Annotated in this window: 16 protein-coding genes; all 16 read left to right on the top strand. The window is 67.9% G+C overall.

What is annotated here, in order from left to right; all coding sequences use genetic code 11:
* Positions 1–436: 436 nt before the first annotated feature.
* The 16 genes from ALI44B_RS01150 to der all read left to right on the top strand — a co-directional run bounded on the left by ALI44B_RS01150 (position 437) and on the right by der (position 18,206).
* Positions 437–1,402 carry a hypothetical protein gene (locus tag ALI44B_RS01150; protein WP_143458908.1) on the top strand — a complete coding sequence of 322 codons (966 nt, stop codon included), beginning with the start codon at positions 437–439 and terminating at the stop codon, positions 1,400–1,402.
* Between the two features lie 14 nt (positions 1,403–1,416).
* Positions 1,417–2,595, top strand: coding sequence for a hypothetical protein (locus tag ALI44B_RS01155; protein ID WP_077052974.1), 1,179 nt, complete (start codon positions 1,417–1,419; stop codon positions 2,593–2,595).
* The gene (locus ALI44B_RS01160) at positions 2,567–3,589 is read left to right on the top strand and encodes an HAD-IIA family hydrolase (protein ID WP_077052975.1); all 1,023 of its coding nucleotides are present in this window, start codon (positions 2,567–2,569) and stop codon (positions 3,587–3,589) included. The genes ALI44B_RS01155 and ALI44B_RS01160 overlap by 29 nt, the downstream gene beginning before the upstream one ends.
* A 466-nt stretch (positions 3,590–4,055) precedes the next feature.
* Positions 4,056–4,877: a TlyA family RNA methyltransferase gene (locus ALI44B_RS01165; protein ID WP_077052976.1), complete on the top strand. Its 822-nt coding sequence runs from the start codon at positions 4,056–4,058 to the stop codon at positions 4,875–4,877.
* 4 nt (positions 4,878–4,881) lie between these two features.
* Entirely contained in the window at positions 4,882–5,793 is a 912-nt protein-coding gene (locus tag ALI44B_RS01170; RefSeq protein ID WP_077052977.1) for an NAD kinase, read from the top strand.
* 1 nt (position 5,794) lies between these two features.
* The gene (gene recN / locus ALI44B_RS01175; protein ID WP_077052978.1) at positions 5,795–7,504 is read left to right on the top strand and encodes a DNA repair protein RecN; all 1,710 of its coding nucleotides are present in this window, start codon (positions 5,795–5,797) and stop codon (positions 7,502–7,504) included.
* A gap of 273 nt (positions 7,505–7,777) precedes the next feature.
* Positions 7,778–9,499, top strand: a complete 1,722-nt coding sequence (gene pyrG, locus ALI44B_RS01180; RefSeq protein WP_077053868.1) for a CTP synthase — start codon at positions 7,778–7,780, stop codon at positions 9,497–9,499.
* A gap of 100 nt (positions 9,500–9,599) precedes the next feature.
* A complete protein-coding gene (locus tag ALI44B_RS01185) occupies positions 9,600–10,286 on the top strand; it encodes an NUDIX domain-containing protein (protein ID WP_077052979.1) in 687 nt (228 codons plus the stop codon).
* Between the two features lies 1 nt (position 10,287).
* On the top strand, positions 10,288–11,193 hold the full coding sequence (xerD, locus tag ALI44B_RS01190) for a site-specific tyrosine recombinase XerD (RefSeq protein ID WP_077053869.1): 906 nt from the start codon (positions 10,288–10,290) through the stop codon (positions 11,191–11,193).
* 145 nt (positions 11,194–11,338) lie between these two features.
* A complete protein-coding gene (locus ALI44B_RS01195) occupies positions 11,339–12,202 on the top strand; it encodes a ParA family protein (RefSeq protein ID WP_077053870.1) in 864 nt (287 codons plus the stop codon).
* Complete coding sequence (locus ALI44B_RS01200) at positions 12,186–12,998, top strand: segregation and condensation protein A (RefSeq protein WP_077052980.1); 813 nt, start codon at positions 12,186–12,188, stop codon at positions 12,996–12,998. Before ALI44B_RS01195 ends, ALI44B_RS01200 begins: the two co-directional genes overlap by 17 nt.
* Positions 12,999–13,023: 25 nt before the next feature.
* Positions 13,024–13,686 carry an SMC-Scp complex subunit ScpB gene (gene scpB, locus ALI44B_RS01205; RefSeq protein ID WP_496507420.1) on the top strand — a complete coding sequence of 221 codons (663 nt, stop codon included), beginning with the start codon at positions 13,024–13,026 and terminating at the stop codon, positions 13,684–13,686.
* 238 nt (positions 13,687–13,924) lie between these two features.
* Positions 13,925–14,740, top strand: coding sequence for a pseudouridine synthase (locus tag ALI44B_RS01210; RefSeq protein ID WP_077053872.1), 816 nt, complete (start codon positions 13,925–13,927; stop codon positions 14,738–14,740).
* Between the two features lie 27 nt (positions 14,741–14,767).
* A complete protein-coding gene (locus ALI44B_RS01215; RefSeq protein WP_083709374.1) occupies positions 14,768–16,012 on the top strand; it encodes a prephenate dehydrogenase in 1,245 nt (414 codons plus the stop codon).
* 3 nt (positions 16,013–16,015) lie between these two features.
* Entirely contained in the window at positions 16,016–16,705 is a 690-nt protein-coding gene (cmk, locus tag ALI44B_RS01220) for a (d)CMP kinase (protein WP_077052981.1), read from the top strand.
* The gene (der, locus tag ALI44B_RS01225; RefSeq protein WP_077052982.1) at positions 16,698–18,206 is read left to right on the top strand and encodes a ribosome biogenesis GTPase Der; all 1,509 of its coding nucleotides are present in this window, start codon (positions 16,698–16,700) and stop codon (positions 18,204–18,206) included. Before cmk ends, der begins: the two co-directional genes overlap by 8 nt.

Raw genomic sequence — 18,206 nt, forward strand, 5'->3', positions numbered from 1 at the left:
TCTCAGCGCCGATGGTACTGCAGGGGGGACCCTGTGGGAGAGTAGGACACCGCCGGACTTAACATTGAAAATGGCCACCCAACGTTTGGGTGGCCATTTTCGCTTTAACACCACCAGATAAGACAAACTGGTACTTACACCTCAACAGCGACCACACCACCTCGGGAGAGAGCTATGTCCGATAACACAGACAACGAGCGACGAAACGATCGCACCAACCGAGGAGACGGCGAGCGACGCGCGGGCGGCGAACGCCACGGCGGCAACGCCGGTGGTCGATCTGGCGCATATGGCACGGGCAATGGGGCCCGCGGCGAAAACAACGCCGGTCGGGGTGGGTACGGTGCCACAGGCCGCGATAGTCAGCGCAACGACCGGTCGAGCGGTTCGGGCGGTCGGGACGGTCAGCGAGGCGAGCGTTCTTACGGAGCGCCACGTGACAATGGTCGAAGTGAACGCCCGTCCGGGGGAGCCGGGCGTGATGGACAACGTTCGGAACGTTCTTCCGGCGCGGGCCGAGGCGGAGAGCGCAACGAACGGTACTCGGGCGGTCAGGGCGCGCCCCGATCATCCGACCGCCCTTCGTGGGGTGACCGCGATGGTCAACGCGGGGGTCGTTCGCACAACGGTTCGGACGGGAATCGGTCCTCTGGCGGAAACGGCGCCGGGCAGGGTTCAGGTCGGCCGAACGGTGCCGGACGTGACGGCGCTGGTGCCGGTCGCTCCTACGGCGAACGTGGCGGGCAGGGCACTGGCCGCACGTTCGGCGACCGCGACGGTCAGGGTGCGGGACGGAGCTACGGAAGCGGCTCGCGTGACGGTGGGCGCGGTGAGCGTTCGTATGGCGGCGGTGCACGTGACGGTGGCGGTGCTCGTGACGGGCAGCGCGGTGAACGTTCATACGGTGGCGGCGGACGTGACGGGCAACGCGAAGAGCGGCCCTACAGTGGCGGCTCGCGTGACGGTGGACGCGGTGAGCGCTCGTACGGCGGCGGCGGACGTGACGGTCAGCGCGCTGGAGGCTCGTTTGGTGCCGGTCGTGATGGTCAGCGCGCAGGGGGCGACCGCGACGGTCAGCGTCCCGCTCGCTCGAGCGGTGCACGAGACGGCGACCGCGGACCACGTTCATTTGGTGGTGCTCGCGAGGGGGAACGCTCCGAGCGTTCGTTCGGTGGCGGCGCACGAGGGGGAAGCGGAGAGCAGCGTGGCGGTGACCGTTTCCCCCGTCGCGACGACCGGGGCGGGCGCGATGACGCGCGGCGTTCCGATCGTCCGAGCTATGGTGACCGCGACGGTGGACGTGGGCGCGACGATCGTGGCCGGGGGAAAGACTCCCTGTGGACTCGGGACGGGCGCCCCGCGCGTGGCGACCGCGATGCACGTGCCCAGGAAGAGGAGCTGACCGAAGAGCAGAGAATGGCTCGGGAGCTGCGCTCGGTTCGTACCCGGCACGATGACCCCGACATCCCGGACAGCGTGAAGCCCGACGATCTCGACCGGGTTGCTCGGAACGAATTGAAGACGCTGACCAAGGAGAACGCGGAGTGGGTTGCGCGTCATCTGGTCATGGCCGCAACGCTGATTGACGATGACCCGACGCGCGCTCACCAGCACGCCTTGTCGGCAGCACGTCGAGCCGGTCGCATCGGTGTCGTGCGCGAAACGCTCGCGATCACCGCGTACGAGACGGGCGACTATGCCCTCGCGTTGCGCGAACTGCGCACGTATCGACGAATCACGGGGTCGAACGACCAGTTGCCCCTCATGGTGGACTCCGAGCGTGGCGTGGGGCGTCCGGAGCGGGCGCTCGAGCTCGGGCGCACGGTAGATCGTGCGTCGCTGTCGCCGGCTGTGCGCGTGGCACTGTCGATCGCGATGTCGGGTGCTCGTCTCGACCTGGGCCAGTCCGATATGGCTCTGGCCGAGTTGCAGATTCCGGAACTGGACCCCAACAAGGCGTTCGAGTGGAGCCCCGAACTGTTCGCGGCCTACGCCGAGGTTCTGGGCGAGCTGGAACGTAGCGACGAGGCTGCGGTGTGGCGGAAGCGCGCGATCGTGGCCGCCGAAGTTCTGGACGAGCGTAACGGTGTGTTCGAGTCCGAGACGATGGACGTGTACGAGGAAGAGCTTGACGGTGACGAGGAGGACCTCGACAACGAGCAACTCGGCGACGACGAACTCGGCGATGAGGAAGAACTCGACGGTGATGAGAAAGAGCTCGACGGCGACGCGGAGGAACGCGACGACGAGCAACTCGGCGACGACGAACTCGACGGCGACCACGACTCTGTGGACGAGGACCGTTCCGAGGGCGTCGAAGCGGTCGTTGACATGCAGGGCGCGGACGACGAGTCTGGCGCTGCTGAAACGGGCTCTGAAGCATCCGTGGGCGTGCCGCCCGTGAGTGATGAGGATGATCTGTCGGAGGCGGGGGAGCCCGTCGCCGTGAGCGCGAACGATGCGTCTTACGTCGACGAGAGCGAAGACGACCTGAGCGCGGATGACCTGCGCGACGTTCATGACGGTGACGTTGAGGGCAGCGTTGTCGACGCCGCGGGCGAGAAGGATGAGCGTCGTGCTGAGAAGGAAGACTAAGGCTGTGCGGGCTCCGCTGGATGGGGTTGACGTTGTGCTGGCCGATCTCGACGGGGTCGTGTATGCCGGGGCTGGTGCCATCCCGCACGCTGTCGAGAGTTTGAATCGAGCCGCTGAAACCGTGCGCGTGGGGTACATCACGAACAATGCGTCCCGGACCGATGCGACTGTCGCCGGGCACTTGAACGAGTTGGGGCTGCACGTTGCTCCCGAGGAGATCGTGACCAGCCCTCAAGCCGCTGTGCGGTTGCTCGCTGGGACGGTCGAGCCCGGAGCGACGATTCTCGTCGTCGGCGGCGACGGGTTGGTGCGTGAGATCGAGAAGGCCGGTTATCGCGTGACGCGGTCGGCCGAGGATTCGCCCGCGGCCGTGATGCAGGGATTCGCCCCCGAGGTGGGATGGACCCAGCTGGCCGAGGCCGCCTTCGCTCTGCAACGCGACGAGAAGCTGCCCTGGATCGCGACCAACACGGACTGGACGATTCCTCAGGCACGGGGCATTGCTCCGGGCAACGGAACGCTCGTGTCCGCTGTGCACACCGCCATCGGGCGGCTCGCCGTCGTTGCCGGCAAGCCGGAGGTTTCGATCTTCGAGGAAGCCAAGGTACGTTTCGCGGCGACCAAGCCGTTGTTCATCGGCGATCGTCTCGACACCGACATCCTGGGCGCCAACCGGGCGGGGATCGATTCCGTGCTCGTTTTGACCGGCATCGACAAGGCGAAGCATGTGTTGGCGGCGGACAAGTTCTCGCGGCCGACGTACATCCTCGAGGATCTGCGGCAGCTGCATGAGCCCTATCCGGAGACGCGACTGTCGAAGGATGGCCAGACGGCGACGGTGGGCTCGGCGACCGTGTCGATCGAGGGCAACGATGTCGTGATCGTCGGCGAGGGCGATGGCGGGATCGACCTGCTGCGAGCCGCGTGTCAGGCGATCTGGTCGTCGGGGCGCGCGATCTACGGTTTGAACGTGCCGGAGCGGTTGTACGCCTGACAGCAGTCCGACCTGTCTCGGCGGCGAGGGCTCGCGGTGGTCGTGCCGTCGTCGAGGCGGCGGGCTGGTTGGACGCAGTCGGGAAGGCCTGGCGGTCACAAGCAGTCGGCATGGGCGCGCGGTCACCTGCCGTGGGGATGGCCGGGCGCCCATCCGCTGTCGGGATGGCGGCCGAACGTGACGGGGACTGTTGCGGGCGGGCGGGCGCGGACGGCGGTTCTCCACAGCGCTGAGAGCTGAAATCTGTCCACAGGCGGGCTGCTGCGGCATCCGGATGGGGCGGAAGAGCTACGCTGTTGAGTGTGATGGAGACCAACGAAACCCGCGATGACGATGGACTCGTGTCGCGCCTTCGTTTGATCGAAGACCGGCCCCTGGAAGACCGTGCCGGTGCTTACGCCGCCGTGCACGAGGAGCTGCGCGCAGTGCTCGAAGGGGGCGATTCTCCCGCCGGCGGGGGAGCGTCATGACCGAGCGGCTCGACGTCGCGTTGGTAACGAGAGGACTCGTGCGTTCACGCACTCAGGCAGCCCAGGTGATCAGCAACGGGCTCGTCTCGGTGAGCGGCGCGACCATCCTGCGTGCCTCGCACAAGGTGGCAGAAGCCGACGACGTGACCGTCGATGGCATCGATCATTACGTGAGCCGAGCGGCGCACAAGTTGCTCGCGGCGTTGGACGTGTTCGGTGTCGACGTGGCCGGACGATCGGCGCTGGATGTCGGCGCATCGACGGGTGGTTTCACGCAGGTCCTGCTGGAACGCGGAGCTCGCTCGGTCATCGCTCTCGACGTGGGTCACGGTCAACTCGCAGAAACCATTCGGCAAGACCCTCGCGTGACCGTCGTAGAGGGGTTCAACGCCCGCGAGCTGTCGGCCGAGGCCGTCGAGAAGATGGCCCCCGATGACGAACGGCCCTCGGTGGTCGTCGGCGACGTGTCATTCATTTCGCTGACCCATCTGCTCGGGCCGATAGTTCGCAGCGTGAGCGAAGACGCCGACCTGTTGTTGCTGGTGAAGCCCCAATTCGAAGTGGGTCGCGAGAGCATCCGAGAGGGTGTCGTCCACCGGCCCGCGCTGCGCGAACGTGCCGTGTGCGACGTGCTCTGGGCCGCCTGGGATGAGGGGCTCGGCACCGTGGGCGTGGCTGAATCGCCTCTCGTCGGCAACCACGGCAACCATGAGTACCTGATCTGGCTGCGCCGTGTCGAGGCCCCGCGTCGTTCAGGTGTTGTCGCCCAGAATCCGACAGAATGGTTGGAACGCATAGCAACCATGACAGGAGTGTGAACGCGTGACCGACGCTTCTGAGCGGTACATCCTCGTGGTGTCGCACACCGGCCGAGCCGATTCGATCGACGCCGCCGTGCAGGTGGTCGAACAGTTGCGCGCCGCCGACATCACGCCCGTCCTTTTCGCCGCTGAACGAGACGACATTCTGGAGCGTGTGCCCGACCTGGGATACGTGGCCATCCTTGACCACGACATCGTTCCGTCCGAACTCGAGCTCGTCATCGTGTTGGGTGGCGACGGAACCATCTTGCGCGCGGCCGAGATCGTGCGCGGGTACTCAGCGCCCCTGCTCGGTGTGAACCTCGGACACGTCGGCTTCCTCGCCGAAAGTGAACGCGACGATCTGGCGGATGCCGTGAAACGCGCCGTCGCCCGCGATTACCTCGTCGAGGAGCGGATGACGCTCTCGGTGCGGGTCAAGGTGGGCGACGAGGTCGTCTACAGCAGCTGGGCGCTCAACGAGGCGACGGTCGAGAAGGCGAGCCGCGAACGCATGCTCGAGGTCGTCATCGAAGTCGACGGGCGCCCCCTGTCCTCCTTCGGCTGCGACGGCGTCGTCGTGTCGACGCCTACCGGCTCCACCGCCTACGGTTTCTCGGCGGGCGGGCCCATTGTTTGGCCGACCGTCGAGGCGATCACGCTCGTTCCCCTGAGCGCGCACGCCCTCTTCGCTCGTCCCATCGTCGTCGGCCCCGACTCGCCCCTCGCCATCGAGGTGCTCGAGCGCACCGACGGCACGGGCGTGCTGTGGTGTGACGGGCGGCGCACCCACGACCTGGCTCCCGGAGCGCGTGTCGTCGTGCGCAGGTCATCGACGCCGGTGCGACTGGCGCGACTGCACCAGGGCCCCTTCACCGATCGACTCGTCAACAAATTCGAACTCCCCGTGACCGGATGGCGGGGGCCGGCCTAACGTGATCGAGGAAATCGACATCCGTGACCTCGGAGTCATCGCGCGGGCAACACTGCCGCTCGGCCCCGGGTTCACGGCCATCACCGGTGAGACCGGCGCGGGCAAGACCATGGTGGTCACGGCGCTCGGGCTGTTGTTGGGCGAACGGTCCGACAGCGGTGTCGTGCGGTCGGGTGCGAAACAGGCCAGCACGCAGGGGCGGTGGCTCGTGGCATCCACGGGGCCCGTCGCCGAACGCGTGCGGGAAGCGGGCGGCGAGCTCGACGACATCGACGGTGGACGCGCGGAGTTGTTGCTGGGACGTAGCGTGTCAGCCGAAGGGCGCAGTCGAGCGACCGTCGGTGGGCAAGGGGCTCCCGTCGGCGTACTCGCCGAGGTCGGAGCGCAACTCGTGGTGGTGCACGGGCAGTCCGAGCAGATCCGGCTGAAATCCGTGGCGGCGCAGAGGCAAGCACTCGACCGCTACGCCGGCGCGGGATTGCACACCGTGCTCGATGAGTATCGACACGTCTATCGACGGCTCAACGCCAACAGGCAAGAGTTGGATCTCATCGTCGACGAGCACGATCGTCGGCAACGAGAGGCCGACGACCTGCGGCTGGCCATCGCCGAGATCGAGGCCGCCGCGCCGCAGCCGGGCGAAGACGCCCAGTTGACCGAACGCGCGGAACGGCTGACGAACCGGGAAGAGCTGCGCATCGCCGCGGCATCCGCTCGGGAGAGCCTGTCGGCCGAGACGATCGACGCCGTCGACGTCGTGGCGTTGGTCGATGGGGCGCGGCGAGAGCTCGAACGCGCCTCGGCCCACGACAGCGAACTGGCGGCCCTTGCGAGCCAGATCGAGGGCATCAGTTTTCAGGTGAGCGAGATCGCCGGCGAGCTGTCGAGCTACCTGGCCGGGCTCGACGAGGACGGGGCGCGCGAACTCGAGATCATTCAGGAGCGGCGCGCCGAACTGAACAGCATCGTGCGTAAGTATGGGCCGTCGCTCGAAGACGCCCTGGCGCTGCTCGAGACCGGCAGCGCACGGTTGCTCGAACTCGACAGCGACGATGAGCGCATCGAACAACTGCGGAACGACATCGCCGAAGACCAGCAGATCGCCGACGCGTTGGCCGGCCAGCTCAGCGCGCTGCGCCGAGATGCCGCTGCCGCGCTCGGAAAAGCCGTGAGCGATGAGCTCAGCGCTCTGGCCATGGCCGGGGCTCAGTTGGTGGTCGATGTGACGCCCACCGACGACCTCGGGCCCGACGGGCGAGACGCAGTGGCCATACTTCTCAAGCCGCATTCGGGAACCGAGCCGCGGCCCATCGCGCGCGGCGCATCGGGAGGTGAGCTCTCCCGGGTGATGCTGGCCCTCGAGGTCGTGATCGCCGGGACCGACCCCGTGCCGACATTCGTCTTCGACGAGGTCGACGCCGGAGTCGGCGGAGCCGCCGCGATCGAGATCGGGCGGCGGCTGCAGGAGCTGTCCCGGACGTCGCAGGTGATCGTCGTGACGCACCTGGCCCAGGTGGCGGCATTCGCGCAGAACCACTTGAGCGTCGTGAAGGGCAGCGACGGCTCTGTCACGGCGTCGAGCGTTCGGCAGCTCGAGGGTGACGAGCGCGCGGCCGAGATGGCCCGCCTGCTGTCCGGGTTGGCCGACTCCGAGAGCGGACTCGCACATGCGCGAGAGCTTCTCGAGATGGCGCACGCCGCGACTGCATAGCGGGCCGGCGGTTGTAGAACGCAGACCGGCGAGCGGCCACTGAAGACTGCAGAACGCCGACCGAACCGACGACCCGCGAATGGCGACCGGCACTGCGGGCCGCAGGCTGTACCGACGACCGAGGACCGACGCTCGACGACCGAGGACCGAGGAATGTCGGCTGCAGGGCGACGATTGCGGCAGGGGACGGCGGCCGCGGACCATGTTTTCGGCGGCAACTGAGGCCGCGTGACCCGAACCGGGGGAGTGGACGGTATCGGCGGCGGCCGGTCGATGATATTGTTGAAGCCCGTGGTGAATAAAACTAACGCGGGCACATCGAACGGCATTACCAAGCACATTTTCGTGACGGGTGGTGTCGTTTCTTCATTGGGTAAAGGGTTGACCGCAGCGAGTCTCGGCAACCTGCTCACGGCGCGGGGACTGCGTGTCGTCATGCAGAAACTCGACCCCTATCTGAACGTCGACCCGGGAACGATGAACCCGTTCCAGCACGGCGAAGTGTTCGTGACCGACGACGGCGCCGAAACCGACCTCGACATCGGGCACTACGAGCGCTTCCTCGACATCAACCTCAACCAGGCCGCCAACGTGACGACCGGTCAGATCTACTCGACCGTCATCGCCAAGGAGCGCCGCGGCGAATACCTGGGCGACACGGTTCAGGTCATCCCGCACATCACCGACGAGATCAAGCGCCGCATGCGGCTGCAAGCCACCGAGCCCGCCGCCCCCGGCGAGCCGCTGCCCGACGTCATCATCACCGAGATCGGCGGAACGGTCGGCGACATCGAGTCGCAGCCGTTCATCGAATCGGCCCGCCAGATTCGCCACGAGCTCGGCCGCGCGAACTGCTTCTTCGTGCACGTGTCCCTCGTGCCCTACATGGGCGCATCGGGCGAACAGAAGACCAAGCCCACGCAACACTCCGTTGCCGCCCTGCGCTCGATCGGCATCCAGCCCGACGCGCTCGTGCTGCGCAGCGACCGCCCCGTCTCGGACAGCAACAAGAAGAAGATCGCGCTCATGTGCGACGTCGACGAGGACGCCGTGGTGAACGCCATCGACGTGCCCTCGATCTATGACATCCCGACCATGCTGCACGACCAGAACCTCGACAGCTACATCATCGAGCACCTGGGCCTGCAGACGAACAACGTGGACTGGTCCGGCTGGGCCGACCTCATGAAGGCCGTGCACGAGCCCAAGCACGAGGTCACCATCGGGCTCGTCGGCAAGTACATCGACCTGCCCGACGCCTACCTCTCGGTCACCGAGGCCCTCAAGGCCGGCGGTTTCGCGCACGACACCAAGGTGAAGCTGCAGTGGATCCCGTCCGACGAATGCGAGACGACGGATGGCGCCGCCAAGGCCCTGGCCGACGTCGACGGCATCTGCGTGCCCGGCGGCTTCGGCATCCGCGGCATCGAGGGCAAGCTCGGCGCGCTGAACTTCGCGCGCAAGCAGGGCATCCCCGTGCTCGGACTGTGCCTCGGACTGCAGTGCATGGTCATCGAATACGCCCGCAATGAGGCCGGTCTCGCCGGAGCCTCATCGTCGGAGTTCGACCCCGACACGCAGTTCCCCGTCATCGCGACCATGGCCGAACAGGTCGAGATCATCGCGGGCGGCGACCTGGGCGGCACCATGCGCCTCGGCCTCTACCCCGCCGCGCTCACGGCCGGTTCGATCGTCGCCGACGTCTACGGCTCGACCGAGATCTCGGAACGCCACCGCCACCGCTACGAGGTCAACAACCAGTACCGCCAGCAGATCGAAGACGCCGGCCTGGTCTTCTCGGGCACGAGCCCCGACGGACACCTCGTCGAATTCGTCGAGCTGCCGCGCGAGGTTCACCCCTACTACGTGGGCACTCAGGCGCACCCCGAGCTGCGTTCGCGCCCGAACAACGCGCACCCGCTGTTCGCCGGACTGGTTGAGGCGGCCCTCGAGCGCCAGAAGTCGAACCTGCTGTTCGACGTGAACCAGGACTAGGTTCGAACCACACGAGAATACGCCGCCTGCTCGCTCTGCCACCGTTATCGGTGCCGGCGAGCAGGCGGCTTCTTCGACGGACGGGAACGAGGAGAGCGCGATGGGCGACGAGCAGCACGGCACGGCACCGGTGACGACGGATGGGCACAGCGACACGCCTCTGAGCGACGACCGCGCCGATGTGACGGTCGTGTCGTCCGAGACCGCCTTCACGGGCAAGGTGTGGAACATTCGCCGAGACGTCTTCGAGTATTCGGGGGAGTCGATCACGCGCGAATACATGGAGCACACGGGGGCGGTGGCCGTGCTCGCGCTCGACGACGAGGACCGAGTGCTGCTCATCAAGCAGTACCGGCACCCCGTGCGCGTGCGCGAGTGGGAGATTCCGGCCGGGTTGCTCGACATCGAGGGTGAGGACCCGCTCGTGGCCGCGCAACGGGAGTTGGCCGAGGAGGCCGACCTCGAAGCATCCGAGTGGCACCTGCTGTCGGAGTTCGCGAGTTCGCCCGGCGGGAGCGACGAGCTCATCCGGGTCTACCTGGCGCGGGGCGTGACAGCGACCGAGGAGGCGTTCGAGCGCACCGAGGAAGAGGCCGACATCGAGGTGCGGTGGGTTCCGCTCGACGACGTGGTCGACGCCGTGCTGGCGCATCGGGTGCAGAACCCGTCGCTGACGATCGGCGTGCTGACGCTGCTGGCCGTGAAAGAGCGGGGGCTCGACACGCTGGCCGACGCGCGGACACCGTGGACGCGGCATCCGAAGCTCGGCGACAGTGCCGATCGGTGAGATGACGCTGCGGCGCGAGCTCGACCGGTATCTGCGGCACGTCTCGATTGAACGGGGCCTGTCGCCCAATACGGTGGCCGCCTACCGCCGCGACCTCGGCGCCTACCTCGACGCGCTCGAGGAAAAGGGCATCACCGAACCGGATGGCGCAACCGAAGCCGTTGCCGCCGACTATGCCGCCGAACTGGCCGCGCCGTCGGAGCATCCGCTGGCCTCGTCGTCGTTGTCGCGCAAGCTGTCGTCGGTGCGCGGGTTCCACAAGTTCCTCGTCGACGAGGGCCTGACGACCACGGATGCCGCGCAGCGCCTCGCGCCCCCGAAACTGCCCACCCGGCTGCCCAAGGCCCTCACGGTGGAGCAGGTTCAGGCGCTGCTCGACGCGACGGGCGGCGACGAGCCGCAGGCCCTGCGCGACAAGGCGCTGCTCGAACTGCTCTACGCAACGGGCGCGCGCGTGACCGAGGCCGTGAGCCTCAACGTGGACGACGTCTTCGACGAGGACATCGTGCGGCTGCGCGGCAAAGGCGACAAAGACCGGATCGTTCCGCTCGGCAGCTATGCCCGCCGCGCCATCGACGACTACCTCGTTCGGGCCCGGCCGATTTTCTCCGCACGCGGTCAGGCGACGCCGGGCCTGTTCCTCGGGTCGCGCGGACAGCGGGTGTCGCGCCAGAACGCGTGGCTCGTCATCCGCCGCGCCGCCGAGCGTGCCGGGATCACCGAGGACGTCTCACCACACACGCTGCGGCACTCGTTCGCAACGCACCTGCTGCAGGGCGGCGCAGATGTGCGGGTCGTGCAGGAGCTGCTGGGGCATTCCTCGGTGGCGACGACGCAGATCTACACGCTCGTGACCGCCGACACGCTGCGGGACATGTACACCACAGCGCATCCGCGGGCTCGATAGGGACGCGGGCCCACGCGGTGCCGGGCGTGGCCCCGACTGGGAAGCGCCCCGGCCCGCTAGAATCGGGGGCGGACGGTCTGCTGACAGACCCGACGAACGAGGAAAGACGAGGACTCAGCCAGTGGCGAAGAAGAACACGACTCAGATGCTGGATGGAATGCCCGAGACCCCGACGCTCGGCGCGACCGGACGGCCGCTGAGAGAGTTCGCCGAACCGCAGCCCCTCGCCCAACACGGGCCCGCCCGCATCATCTCGCTGTGCAACCAGAAGGGTGGCGTCGGCAAGACGACGACCACCATCAGCCTGGGTGCCGCGCTCGCCGGCTATGGCCGCCGCGTGCTGTGCATCGACTTCGACCCGCAGGGCGCCCTGTCCGCCGGTCTCGGCGTGAACACGCACGACGCCATCACGATCTACGACCTGCTACTCGGCTCGGCGAAAGACCCCAACGCCGCCATCCAGCGCACATCGACGCCCGGCCTCGACATCATCCCGGCCAACATCGACCTGTCCGCCGCCGAGGTACACCTCGTCAACGAGGTCGCCCGCGAGCAGATCCTCGCCAGCGTGCTGCGCAAAGTCTCGGGCGATTACGACGTCGTGCTCATCGACTGCCAGCCCTCGCTCGGCCTGCTCACCGTCAACGCGCTCACCGCGAGCCACGGCGTGCTCATCCCGCTCGAATGCGAATTCTTCGCCCTGCGCGGCGTGGCCCTGCTCATCGAGACCATCGACAAGGTGCGCGACCGCCTCAACCCGGCGATCGAGCTCGACGGCATCCTCGCCACCATGTACGACTCCCGCACGCTGCACTCGCGCGAGGTGCTCGAGCGCGTGGTCGACGCCTTCGGCACCGATGTGCTCGACACCGTGATCGGCCGCACCGTCAAGTTCCCCGACGCCTCGGTGGCCGGCACGCCCATCACGCAGTTCGCGCCCGAACATCCCGCCGCGAAGGCCTACCGCCAGCTCGCCCGGGAACTGGTGTCCCGTGGCGCCGTCGCCTAGCGCGGCCGACGCCGACACCGGTTTTCGCGTAGCCGTCAGCGGGTTCGAGGGCCCGTTCGACCTGCTGCTGTCGCTCATCACCAAACACGAGCTCGACATCACCGAGATCTCGCTGTCGAAGGTGACCGACGAGTTCATCGCCTATCTCTCGGCGCTCGAGTCCGACAGCGACCTCGACGAGGCCTCCGAATTCCTGGTCGTCGCCGCGACCCTGCTCGACATGAAGGTCGTCGGGTTGCTGCCGCAGGGCGAATTGGTGGATGCCGAGGATGTCGCGCTGCTCGAAGCGCGCGACCTCCTGTTCGCGCGGCTGCTGCAGTATCGGGCCTTCAAGCAGGCCTCCGAGTGGTTCCAGGAGAACCTGCAGCGTGAGGCATCCCGGCATGCCCGCACCGTGCGACTCGAGGAGAAGTACCGCGCGCGCACACCCGACCTCGTGTGGACGCTCACGCCCGCCGACTTCGCGGCCCTCGCGGCTTTGGCCATGGCGCCGCGCGAGATCCCAACCGTCGGGCTCGACCACCTGCACGCGCCGCTCGTGAGCATTCGTGAGCAGGCGGCCATCATCGTGGCCATGCTGCGCGACGGAGAACCGAAGACCTTTCGTCAACTCATCGCCGGCGCCGACCAGAAGGGTGTCATCATCGCGCGCTTCCTGGCGGTGCTCGAGTTGTACCGCCGGGCCGCGATCGGTTTCGAACAGATCGAACCCCTGGGAGAATTGACCGTGCACTGGAGTGCGGAACACTTCAGCGACGAGAACCTGGCCAATCTAGGAGCCGACTATGACAACTGATCGAGACGCGACAGCGGATGTCGCGATGCCCGACGTTGTCGAGCCGTCCGAGGGTGCCGAGCGGCAGTCCGAGACGCAGCTCGAGCCGCAGCAGGTTGACGCCGGAGCGGAATCCGAGTCGGCGCCCGCGCCCGTGACCGATCTGCCGCGCGCGCTCGAGGCCATCCTGATGGTCGCCGACGAGCCGCAGAGCATTGTGTCGCTCGCTACGACCGTCGGCCGCCCGGTGAGCGCCGTGAAGCAGGCGATCGCGGCGCTCGTGCGCGACTACGACGGGCTCATGGCCGGGCCGAAACGCGGCTTCGAGCTGCGCGAGGTCGGCGGGGGCTGGCGCCTCTACGTGCGCGAGGAATACGACCGCATCGTGACCGACCACGTGCTCACGCAGAATCCGTCGCGGTTGTCGCAAGCGGCACTCGAAACGTTGGCCGTGATCGCCTATCGCCAGCCGATCACACGCAGCCAGGTGGCATCCATTCGCGCGGTGAACGTCGACTCGGTCGTGCGCACACTGGCCGGGCGCGGGCTCATCACCGAGCTCTTCACCGACAGCGAGACCGGCGCCATCAACTATGGAACGACCGAGCTGCTCCTCGAGCAGCTCGGAATCAACACGATCGACGAGCTGCCGCCCATATCGCCGCTGCTCACCGACGGAACAGAAGGGTTCGACAGTGACATTCGCTGACCACAACGGCACCGACGACGAGACGGCCGGCCGCGCCGACGACCTGCGGGCAGAGGCCGAGCACACAGACTCCGGCCAGACCAACGCTGATACCGAGCAGAGCGACGCCGAACGCGGCGACGCCCGCGACTACGCCGACGCCGAGGTCGACGTCGAGCTCGACGGCTCGAGCTTCGGCGAGTACTACGACGAAGACGACGAGGAATACGACGCCGAGGCCGCCGAGCGCAAGGCCGCCATCGTCGAGCACACGGGTGTGCGCCTGCAGAAGGTCATGGCGTCGTCGGGTGTCGCCTCGCGGCGCGTCTCCGAAGACATGATCGCCGCGGGCCGCGTGCGCGTGAACGGCGAGGTCGTGCGCGAGCCCGGCCGCCGCGTCGACCCCGAGAAGGACGAGATCCTGGTCGACGGCACCGCCGTGCAGGCCGACACCTCGAAGCGCTACATCATGCTCAACAAGCCCGTCGGCATCTACAGCTCGCTGCGCGACGAGCGCGGTCGCCCCGACCTGAGCCGCTACACCGACGAGTTCGAGGAGCGACTGTTCAATGTGGGGCGACTGGATGCCGAGACATCCGGCCTGTTGATTCTGACGAATGACGGCGATATGGCGCACGTTCTGGCGCACCCGTCGTTCGGCGTGACCAAGATGTACATCGCCAAGGTCGAGGGGCGCATGACGCCGCAGACCATCGCGCGTCTGACCAAGGGCCTCGACCTCGAGGACGGCTTCATCGCGGCCGACAAGGCGCGGCTGCTCGACGCCTCGGCCGACGGCACGAGCCTGGTCGAAGTGACGCTGCACTCGGGCCGCAACCGCATCGTGCGTCGCATGCTCGACGAGGTGGGGCATCCGGTCATCGACCTCGTGCGCCGCCGCTTCGGACCGCTGCACCTCGGCACGCTCGCCCCGGGCCAGATGCGCGACCTGACTAAAGTAGAGATGAGCGAGTTGCTCACCATTTCGCGGCAGGCGGCGAAGGACACTCCCGCCGGTGACGTCGCCGACGCGAACACCGACGACGCGAACACGGATGCTTCGGCCGACGAGTAGACCGCGTCGCCGAGTCTGAGAGACACCATGACCGACACCTCGAGCGCTCAGGCGCGCGACAACGCGACAGCCGAAACCGGCATCGCGCTCGTCGGCGACGGCTGGACGAAACCGGCGGGCCGCACGCGCGGTCCCGTGCGCATCGTCGGGGCCGGGCTGTTGGGCGCGAGCATCGGTTTGGCGTTGCGGGCGAACGGCGTGGATGTCGAACTCGACGACGCGTCGCCGTCGCAGCTGCGGTTGGCCGTCGACTACGGGGCCGGCACCGCGGCGGTCAGGGCTGGCGCGGGGGCCACAAACGGTCATGACGCAGATGGTGTCGAGGCCGACCCGTCGGCATCCGCGTCGGCTGCGGCAGCCGCGCCCGTCGCGATCGTCGTCGTGTGCGTGCCGCCCGATGTCACGGCCGATGTCGTCGAACGTGAGCTGGCCGCGCACCCCGAAGCCGTCGTCACGGACGTCGCGAGCATCAAGCTCGAGCCTTACCGCACGCTGCTCTCGCGCGGCGTCGACCTCACGCGCTACATCGGATCGCACCCCATGGCCGGGCGCGAACGCGGCGGAGCCATCTCGGCGCGCGCCGACCTCTTCTATGGGCGCCCCTGGGTGATCTGCCGCGACCACGAGACCCCCACCGATCTGCTCGCGCTCGTCGAAGGCCTGGCCCTCGACCTCGGCGCGACACCCATCGAGATGACGCCCGAGGAACACGACCGCTCGGTCGGGCTGGTCTCGCACGTTCCCCAACTCATCGCCAGCCTGCTCGCCGCGCGCCTGCGCGATGCCCCCGACGCCGCCGTGCGCCTGGCCGGGCAGGGTCTGCGCGACACCACGCGCATCGCGTCGAGCGCCCCCGAGCTCTGGGTGCAGATCCTCGGCGCCAACGCGGCACCGGTCGTCGACGTGCTGGATGCCTTCGCCGACGATCTCGAGCAGGTGACCGAGGCCCTGCGCCATCCGGATGCCGCCGGCTCGCGCCGCCGTGTCGCCGAAACCATCGCCGCCGGCAACTCGGGCGTGGCCCGCCTGCCCGGCAAGCACGGCCAGGATCGCCGCTTCGACAGCATCGTCGTCATGGTCGACGACACCCCCGGCCAGCTGGGCCGCCTGTTCACCGAGTTCGGCGAGATCGGCGTGAACATCGAAGACCTGCGCCTGGAGCATTCTCCCGGCGCCCAGATCGGGTTGACCGAGATCTCGGTGCTGCCCGAAGTGACAGAACGAACCATCCGCGATCTGGAAGCGCGCGGCTGGCGGATTGCGAGTATCTGACCTATGACCGACATGATCGTGGCCATCGACGGGCCCGCCGGAAGCGGCAAATCCAGCGTGTCCAAGGCGACCGCCGCGCGCCTGGGCTTCGACTACCTCGACACCGGCGCCGCCTACCGCGCGCTGGCGTGGTTCGCCCTCGAGTCGTCGCGCGACACCACCGACAGCCAGCAGGTGATCTCGCTTCTCGTCGACTTCGACTACGAGATCGGCACCAACCCGGGGGAGTACTTCGTGCGCGTCGGCGTGGACGATGTGACCGAGGCCATCCGCGAACCCCGCGTCACCGCGGTCGTCAGCGATATCGCCCGCGTGCCCGAGGTGCGCGCGTTCGTGACGGAGCTGTTCCGCTCGATCATCCGCTCGTCGTCCGCCGCCGGCATCATCGTGGAGGGCCGCGATATCACGACCGTCGTGGCACCCGACGCGCCCGTGCGCATCCTCTTGACCGCGTCGCCCGAGGCCCGCATGGCCCGGCGCGCGGCCGAAGTGACCACCCAGACGGCCGAAGATGTGGCCGCTCAACTGCACAAACGCGACAGCGCGGACTCGCGCGTCGTAGACTTCATGACGGCTGCGCCCGGCGTGACGACCCTGGATTCGACGGACCTCGACTTCGAGGGAACCGTTCGGGCAGTGGTCGATGTGATCAACGGCGGCACCCCGCCGAACAAGGAGAAAAACCATGGCTGACTTCGAAGAACCTCTGGAGTCGGACGACTCACTCGCCGAGCGTCTCGGCACGCTCGACGACGACCTGGCCACGCAGCGGGCCAACGCGCTGCGCTCGGGCCTGTCCGACTACGACCTCGATGACGAAGACTTCGATCTGCTCGAGGCCGTCACCGACGACCCCGACGCCATCACCTACCTGCCGGCGCTGCCCGTCGTGGCGATCGTCGGCCGCCCCAACGTGGGCAAGTCCGCGCTCGTGAACCGCATCCTCGGCCGCCGCGAGGCCGTCGTCGAGGACACCCCCGGCGTCACGCGCGACCGCGTCACCTACAAGGCCGAATGGAACGGGCGCCCGTTCTCGCTCGTCGACACCGGCGGCTGGGAGCCCGACGCCAAGGGCATCGACGCGTCCGTCGCCATGCAGGCCGAGGTCGCCATCGACCTGGCCGACTCGGTCATGTTCGTCGTCGACGCCAACGTCGGGGCCACGAGCACCGACGAGCAGGTCGTGCGCATGCTGCGCAAGGCCGGCAAACCCGTCTTTCTCGTCGCCAACAAGGTCGACGACGTGCGCCAGGAGCCCAACGCCGCTGCGCTGTGGTCGCTCGGCCTGGGCGAGCCCCTGCCCGTTTCGGCCTTGCACGGCCGCGGCGTCGCCGACCTGCTCGACACCGTGCTCGAGAAGCTGCCGCTCATCTCGGCCGTGGCCAAGCAGGAAGTGGGCGGGCCGCGTCGCGTCGCGATCCTCGGCCGCCCCAACGTGGGCAAGTCGAGCCTGTTGAACCGCGCCGCCGGCGAAGAACGTGTCGTCGTGAACGAGCTCGCGGGCACCACGCGCGACCCCGTCGACGAGCAGGTCGAGATCGCCGGCGAGGTGTGGCGCTTCGTCGACACCGCCGGCATTCGTCGCCGCGTGCACCTGCAGCAGGGTGCCGACTTCTATGCGTCGCTGCGCACCTCGGCCGCGCTCGAAAAGGCCGAAGTCGCCGTCGTCATGATCGACGTCTCGCAGGCCATCAGCGAGCAGGATGTCCGCATCATCGACCTCGTGCTCGAATCGGGCCGTGCGCTCGTGCTGGCCTTCAACAAGTGGGACCTGCTCGACGACGAACGTCGCCGCTACCTCGAGCGCGAGATCGAACAGGACCTGGCCCACGTGGCCTGGGCCCCCCGCGTGAACATGTCGGCGCGCACCGGCCGCCACCTCGAGAAGCTCGTTCCGGCCCTCGAGCTCGCGCTCGAGTCGTGGGACACCCGCATCCCCACGGGCAAGTTCAACGCGTTCCTCGCCGAACTCACGGCGGCGCACCCGCACCCCGTCCGCGGTGGCAAGCAGCCGCGCGTGCTCTTCGGCACGCAGGTTGCGTCGCGCCCGCCGACATTCGTGCTCTTCACGACCGGGTTCCTCGACCCGGGCTACCGTCGCTACATCCAGCGACGCCTGCGCGAGATCTACGGCTTCGAGGGCACGCCCATCGTGGTCAACATGCGCGTGCGCGAGAAGCGGAAGCGCACCTAA

This window comes from Leifsonia sp. ALI-44-B, from assembly GCF_001984125.1.
GTDB lineage: Bacteria > Actinomycetota > Actinomycetes > Actinomycetales > Microbacteriaceae > Okibacterium.